The following is a 6,691-nucleotide window of genomic DNA, read 5'->3' on the forward strand; positions in this document are numbered from 1 at the left end:
TTTTGCTCATTTGCGTTAATCCGTTGTCGATCGCATAAGCCATGGGTGGTCACCACAACAGATTGCCGGCAGAATGCAGTTGGAACGTCACCCCATCTCTAATCATCTTGTTCCGCCGCTCACCTCCCTTGTCGCGGTACGCGCTTGAGCGCCCCGGCTATTTTCCAGTCAGCGCACAGTCCGCGAATCTGCCGACTTTGTCAGCACTGCCACCGGATCTGCCCCGGTTACCGATACGGGTTGAACTGGCGAGTTCATTAATCAAAACAACCTATTGGAAATACATGACTAGTATAGGTTATCGAAGCTTATCGATTTGAAGCCGCAAATCAGAGTTTTCGGTGCAGCGGATGGCCGGAATCGCCCTGCTTTCCGGTCTTTCGAGCAAATCTCGGGCCAAGATAGGCGGAACGCTATCAACCCTTTGAAGGGCTTCGCCTCGATTTCTTCATTATCTTTCACCACGCTAGCGGAAAATAATAGATGAACGACAGGTGTGTCGGTCGGCTAGGGATGCCGCAAGAGTGCGTTTCATACTGGTCGCTGCGCTCGCATTGGATGATTATGAAATCGTCAACTCTCCGCACCGGCCCCTAAGCAACGGAAGTTTAAAAAGATCGGGCCCTATATCAGTCTCACCACGACCTTGCCCTTCGCGCGCCCGGCTTCCAGATAGGCGAGTGCTTCACTTGCCTGATCGAATGGAAAAACCTTATCGATAACAGGACGAATGTGACCGGCTTCGATGATCGCGCCAATCTCTGCCAGTTGATCGCCATCCGGATGAACGAACAGGAATGAATAGCGAACATCAGGCTTCTTCGCGAGGCGCAGGATTTTCCGGCTCATCAGGCTGAAGACGAAGCGCAGAACAGCATTGAGGTTTCGCGCGCGGGCAAAGGCCGTATCAAGGGGGCCGATCAGCGAAACAATGATGCTGTTGGGCTTCAGGATCAGCAGCGACTTCTCAATACCGTCGCCACGGATGGTCCCGAGCACCATATCGTAGCCGCGAAGGACCGTTTCGAATTCCTGCTTCTTATAATCAACCACTTCATCTGCGCCGAGGCTTTTCACTAGATCGATATTGCCCGTGCTGGTGGTCGTGCCGACCTTGGCGCCGAGATATTTGGCAAACTGAATGGCAAAGGTGCCGATGCCGCCCGATCCTGCTGGAATGAAAACCTTCTGCCCAGCTTTCAGCCGGGCCCGTTCCTTGAACGCCTGCCAGGACGTGAGGCCAACCATCGGGATCGAAGCGGCTTCGACAAAATCATGGTTGGTCGGCTTCGGCGCAGCAAAGCGCTCAGGAATTGCGACGAATTCAGCCAGAGTTCCGCGACCAAGATCAAATACGCTGGCAAAGACCGAGTCACCGACTTTAAAACGCTTCACGCGAGTTCCGACCTCCGTCACGACGCCAGCGACATCGCTGCCCATGGTGGCCGGCAGATCGAACTTGAGCACGGGTTTGAACGTACCCTTCAGGATCATGTTGTCGATCGGGTTCAGTCCAACGGCATGAACCTGGACGAGAATTTCGTCCGGGCCGATCGTGGGACGTGGCACATCTGTGTATTCGGGCTGCGTGGATTTGCCGTAGCGTTTAAAGATAAGAGCTTTCATCGTCTTCTGCCTCGGAGGAGAGTGTTGTCGCCATATGAAAAGGCGTGCCGATCAGGCCGCCAGAAAAGCTTTCGCTTCTTTCAGGAACGTATCATGAAACTGGAAAATGCCGCCGTGGCCGGCGTCAGAGTAAAGGACGAGTTTGGTATGCGGAATGCGTTCTGCCATGTCGATCGAATTCTGGCTCGGCACCATAATGTCGTAATTGCCATTCGCGACCAGAACAGGTTGCTGGACGGTTTCAAGCGCTTGCGCAGGCTGTAGGCCCCACGCCTTGATGGCCTTCAACTGCCGCAGCATCGCGCCAAAGCCGACCGATCTGTCACGGTTTTTCTTCCGCTCGTTCAGGCGCGCAACAAAGGCGTTGGCGGCAAGTCGGCCATTGGCGCTCGATGTGAAAAACAGAAATATCTTAGGGTCACGAAGCGTCACGAGGCCCTTGAGGATCAGTGGCGAAGATACGATGCCAACATTTTCTATACCCGTTCCACCCGCAGGTCTGGTTCCGGCAAGAATGACGCGCCGCACAAGCTCGGTCCCGTCGAAGAGGATCTGCTGGCTAACGAAGCCGCCAAGGGAAAAGCCGATCATATCGACGGGACCGAGCCCAAGCGCACGAATGACGGCGATCATGTCACGCGACATCTCCTTGATTGTCAGCGGCACTTTGCCGCTCGATGTTCCGATTCCGCGATAATCGAGCGCGTACACCGCGCGATCGGCCGAAAGCCCCTCCACCAGACGCGGGTCAAAATTGTCGAGGTTCGCAGCCCAGTGATTGAGCAACACCACGGGAACACCAGTTTCAGACGGAATAGCCTTGGCAGAACCGAGACTACAATAGGCGAACCGCGTACCGAGCACCTGGACGTGTTGGGTCGGGACAGTTTTCCAGTCGGACAAGCGGTTTTCGTTGGTCATGGTGGGATATCCTTGGATATTGCACTATCGTTTTGGCACAGCATACAGTTTAGAGAATAGTCAGTCTCGGTGGCCGGGCGGCGTCCCCAACGAACGCCGCCCACTCCGCATCAGTCGGCCAGTGTCGGATAGTCGGTGTAGCCCTTGGCCCCGCCGCCATAGAGCGTGGTAAAATCCAAATCATTCAGCGCAGCGCCGGCTTTCAGCCGTTCCACCAGATCAGGATTGGCGATGAACATCCGGCCGAATGCGAAGAGGTCGGCTTCACCGTGGGCGAGTTGTAGTTCGGCAAGCGTCCGGTCGAGGCCATTGTTGACCATGAAGGTTTGGCCGAAGCGCTGGCGCAGGGCTCCATAATCGAACGGCGTCGCTTCACGTGGACCGCCTGTCGCGCCCTCCACTATATGGATATAGGCGATACCGAGCTTGTCGAGTTGTCCGCGACGTAATTGAACTGCTGCTGTTCATGGCCAGAGAGGACGATACCGCTCGCTGGCGAGACCGGTGACAGGCGAACGCCGGTACGACCAGCACCGATCGCTTTCGACACTGCCTCGGTGACCTCAAGCAGCAGGCGGGCGCGGTTTTCGATCGAGCCGCCATAGCCGTCAATACGGGTATTTGCCGTCTCGCGCAAAAACTGATCGAGCAGATAACCGTTGGCACCATGCACCTCGACGCCATCGAAGCCGGCTTCGATGGCATTGGCGGCAGCCTGCCGAAAGGATTCGACAATGCCCGGGATCTCATCGGTCTCAAGAGCGCGTGGCTCCGAGACATCCGCAAAACCGTTATTGACGAATGTTTTGGTTTCCGCACGGATGGCCGACGGAGCGACCGGAGCCTTACCGCCGAGAAGGTCCACATGGCTTACGCGGCCGACATGCCAAAGCTGGACAAAGATGCGCCCGCCCTTCGCATGAACGGCGTCCGTCACCGCGCGCCAGCCGGCAATCTGTTCTGGCGTATAGAGGCCGGGGGTATCCTGATAGCCCTGCGCCTGTTCGGAGACTTGGGTCGCCTCAGTTATGATCAGCCCTGCGCTGGCGCGCTGGGCATAGTATTTTGCCGCAAGCGCGCCAGGCACCAGATCAGAACCGGCACGGTTACGGGTGAGTGGTGCCATCACGATGCGATTGGAGAGAAGCAGGGAACCGAGCTCGTATGGCTCGAAGAGAGACTTGTCAGTCATAGGATAGTCGCCTTTTATGAAAACTGAAAAGATTGAACCTATCGCTGCCAATTAGCGCTTGTTCCGGTAGCGCTCAGCCGCACGTGTCTGACCCATATTCGGAAGCATGGCCTGACGGGCCGCCTGGAATGCATCCCATTGCGTGGCATCGGGCAGAGGCGGGACCGTTACCGGCTCGCCTCGGTCGAAACCGACAAGTGCCGCATCGACGAGTTCATCGACTTCCATCACGCCGCTCATGGCGTTGACGTCCGCACCTGCATGTCCCCAGATTTCGGTGCGCGTGGCAGCTGGAAGCACAGCCTGTACGTAGACGCCCTTGGGGCTGAGTTCGATGCTCAGTCCCTGCGACAGAAACAGAATGAACGCCTTGGTCGCGCCATAGACAGTCATCGCAAACTCCGGTGCAACACCGACGACGGAGCCAATATTGATGATCGCTCCTTCGCCCGCCTCTGCGAAACGAGGCGCGACGGAGCTGGCAAGTCGAAGCGGCGCAGTGGTGTTGAGCGCAACCAGCCGGGTAACATCATCGATGGACTGATCAAGGAAGCTGCCGCCAAGCGCCGTGCCGGCATTATTAACGAGGATGCCAATACTACTGTCGTCACGCAGCCGGGCTTCTACCACGGCAAGGTCTGCCAGCTTGGTAAGATCCGCCTGAATGATATCGATCTTAACCCCAGTTTCAATCCGCAGGCGGGCAGCTAGGGTTTCCATGCGATCACTGTTGCGCGCGACGAGGACAAGATCGTGGCCGCGCCGGGCGAAGCGGTCGGCGTAGGCAGCGCCGATGCCTGCGGAGGCTCCGGTAATGAGAACGGAAGGAGTGGCGGTCATGGGATTGCTCTCTGCTTGGTTAGGGACTATATTCATGATTGTCGTCATGATTATTAAATATGATGATCATCATGAATATGTCAATGGATGCGGTGGAGAATTTTGAAATGAAGGTCAGCCGAGAGCAGATGATCCAGAACCGGCGCCGCATTCTGGATGTGTCAAGCGCACTGTTTCGTGAGAAGGGATTTGATGCGGTTAGCGTGTCGGAAGTGATGAAAGCTGCAGGCCTCACCCATGGTGGTTTCTACGGACATTTCAGCTCGAAGGACGACCTCATTGCCGCAACGATCGCGCATGCGCTCTACAGTGATGACAACAGTACCCTCGATTTACGGGCCTATCTCGAAGGCTATCTCGCACCGAAGCATCGCAATAACCCTGCCAGAGGCTGCCCAACAGCAGGCTTGGCGGCAGATATCCGCCATCAGACGCAAGCGGCCCGCGCCGCCATGTCTACCGGGCTTCAGGCACAAATCGAGCGCATGGCGAAGGCCCTTCCTAAAGTCGAAGCTTCGGAACGGCGGCGCGCGGCCATCGGAACCTGGGCTGCGATGGTCGGAGCAGTGATCCTTTCCCGCGCAATTGACGACGATACGCTTTCGGATGAAATCCTGGAACAGACACGGGTCTGGATCGAGGAGAGGTTATATCCTTGCGCGAATGAATAGTTGACTGAGCGAAGACTGGCGCCTGGGGAGCACAACTGCCGCGGGCAGACACCCACGACGCCAGCCAATGGTGATGCTGTAGTATATTAAGGGTTTTTTTAAATACCTTGTCAGCGATCAAACGGTATCATTCGCTGGAAAAAGGATTTCATTCGGGACATTTCCTCCACTGCAGGCTCTTTTTTGGGGTACCGATTGACCGTTCTGCAGACAGTTTTCCCATTTTGAGACCTGTCACGATATTACAATGTGGCGACAAACTTTACATGCATTCTCCCTGCGACAATACAGGCGATAACTTTTCAAGTTACACCCTGGATACTGGTTATCGAAGCTTATTGATTTGAAGCCGCAAATCAGTAAAAATTGGGCCAAGCAACGCCGCTGAAAGTCCGGTTCCAATTCAATCAAGGAGTTTGCCTGTGCGATCAGCGCCCGTTTCCGCCGTCGAACGGCGCGCCGAAACCCTCGACACGATTGCCGCCGTTTTGCCGATGAACCGGCGCGACATGCTGGCAGGCATTTTGACCGACGAGGATGTCGAGACACTGCGCCATCTGGTCAATGAAGGCATGGGCGAAAACACGCTGCGTGCGCTGACCTCGGATCTGGCCTATCTCGAAGCCTGGTCGCTGGCCGCAACCGGCAATCCCCTCCCCTTCCCGGCGCCCGAAGCCCTGTTGCTGAAATTCGTCGCCCATCATTTGTGGCGGCCACAGCAACGCGAGATCGAACCCGATCACGGCATGCCGGCCGGCGTGGAAGCGGAATTACGCCGAGGCGGATTTTTGCGCGTGTCGGGACCGCATGCGCCGGCGACCGTCCGCCGCCGTCTCGCCAACTGGTCGACGCTGACCCGCTGGCGCGGTCTGGAGGGTGCGTTCTCATCGCCTTCCGTGAAATCGGCAATCCGGCTTGCGGTGCGTGCCCTGAACCGGCCGCGCAGCCGCAAGAGTGCCAATGCTATTACCGGCGATATTCTGGGCAAGCTGCTGGCAACCTGTTCCGGCGAGGATCTCACCGCGCTTCGCGGCCGGGCCATGCTGATGGTAGCCTTTGCCTCAGGCGGGCGTCGTCGCAGCGAAGTCGCTGGCCTGCGCGTGGAACAGCTTGTCAAACAGGCCCCGGTCACCGATGTGGACGGCCCTCCCCTCCCCTCGCTCGGCATTCATCTCGGCCGCACCAAAACCAGTGGCGCCGATCAGGGTGAGATCGTCTATCTGACCGGACGGCCCGTCGAAGCCCTCACCCGCTGGCTGGAAACAGCCAGGATCGACAAGGGCAGTGTGTTTCGAAAAGTAGATCGCTGGGGCAACGTCTCTGCGCGAGCGCTTGAACCCAGCGCCGTCAACCGGATCGTCAAACAACGCGCGCAAATGGCAGGGCTTGATGCCACGGAATTCTCCGCCCACGGCCTGCGCTCCGGCTATCTCACCGAAGC

The 6,691-nt window shown here is 57.2% G+C and carries 5 protein-coding genes and 1 pseudogene; 2 read left to right on the forward strand and 4 right to left on the reverse strand.

Annotated elements, in window-relative coordinates:
* Positions 1-624: 624 nt before the first annotated feature.
* From ACTJKP_RS25805 to ACTJKP_RS25820, 4 genes and pseudogenes are all read right to left on the reverse strand, one after another.
* Positions 625-1,626, reverse strand: coding sequence for an NADP-dependent oxidoreductase (locus tag ACTJKP_RS25805; protein ID WP_440632708.1), 1,002 nt, complete (start codon positions 1,624-1,626; stop codon positions 625-627).
* Positions 1,627-1,677: 51 nt separating this feature from the next.
* Complete coding sequence (locus tag ACTJKP_RS25810) at positions 1,678-2,547, reverse strand: alpha/beta fold hydrolase (protein WP_440632709.1); 870 nt, start codon at positions 2,545-2,547, stop codon at positions 1,678-1,680.
* A 110-nt stretch (positions 2,548-2,657) separates the two neighbouring features.
* Positions 2,658-3,739: pseudogene (locus tag ACTJKP_RS25815) on the reverse strand (alkene reductase).
* Positions 3,740-3,790: 51 nt separating this feature from the next.
* Entirely contained in the window at positions 3,791-4,579 is a 789-nt protein-coding gene (locus ACTJKP_RS25820) for an SDR family NAD(P)-dependent oxidoreductase (protein WP_440632710.1), read from the reverse strand.
* Between the two features lie 107 nt (positions 4,580-4,686).
* On the opposite strand from ACTJKP_RS25820, the gene ACTJKP_RS25825 reads away from it, so the two are divergent.
* Together ACTJKP_RS25825 and ACTJKP_RS25830 are read left to right on the forward strand one after the other, a co-directional pair.
* Positions 4,687-5,250 (forward strand): TetR/AcrR family transcriptional regulator, encoded by a 564-nt coding sequence (locus ACTJKP_RS25825; protein ID WP_440632711.1) that lies wholly within the window; start codon positions 4,687-4,689, stop codon positions 5,248-5,250.
* A gap of 494 nt (positions 5,251-5,744) precedes the next feature.
* A partial coding sequence (locus tag ACTJKP_RS25830; protein WP_440632674.1) for a tyrosine-type recombinase/integrase occupies positions 5,745-6,691 on the forward strand: 947 nt, incomplete at its 3' end.

The sequence above is a fragment of the Brucella sp. 22210 genome, assembly GCF_052045675.1.
Classification (GTDB): domain Bacteria; phylum Pseudomonadota; class Alphaproteobacteria; order Rhizobiales; family Rhizobiaceae; genus Brucella.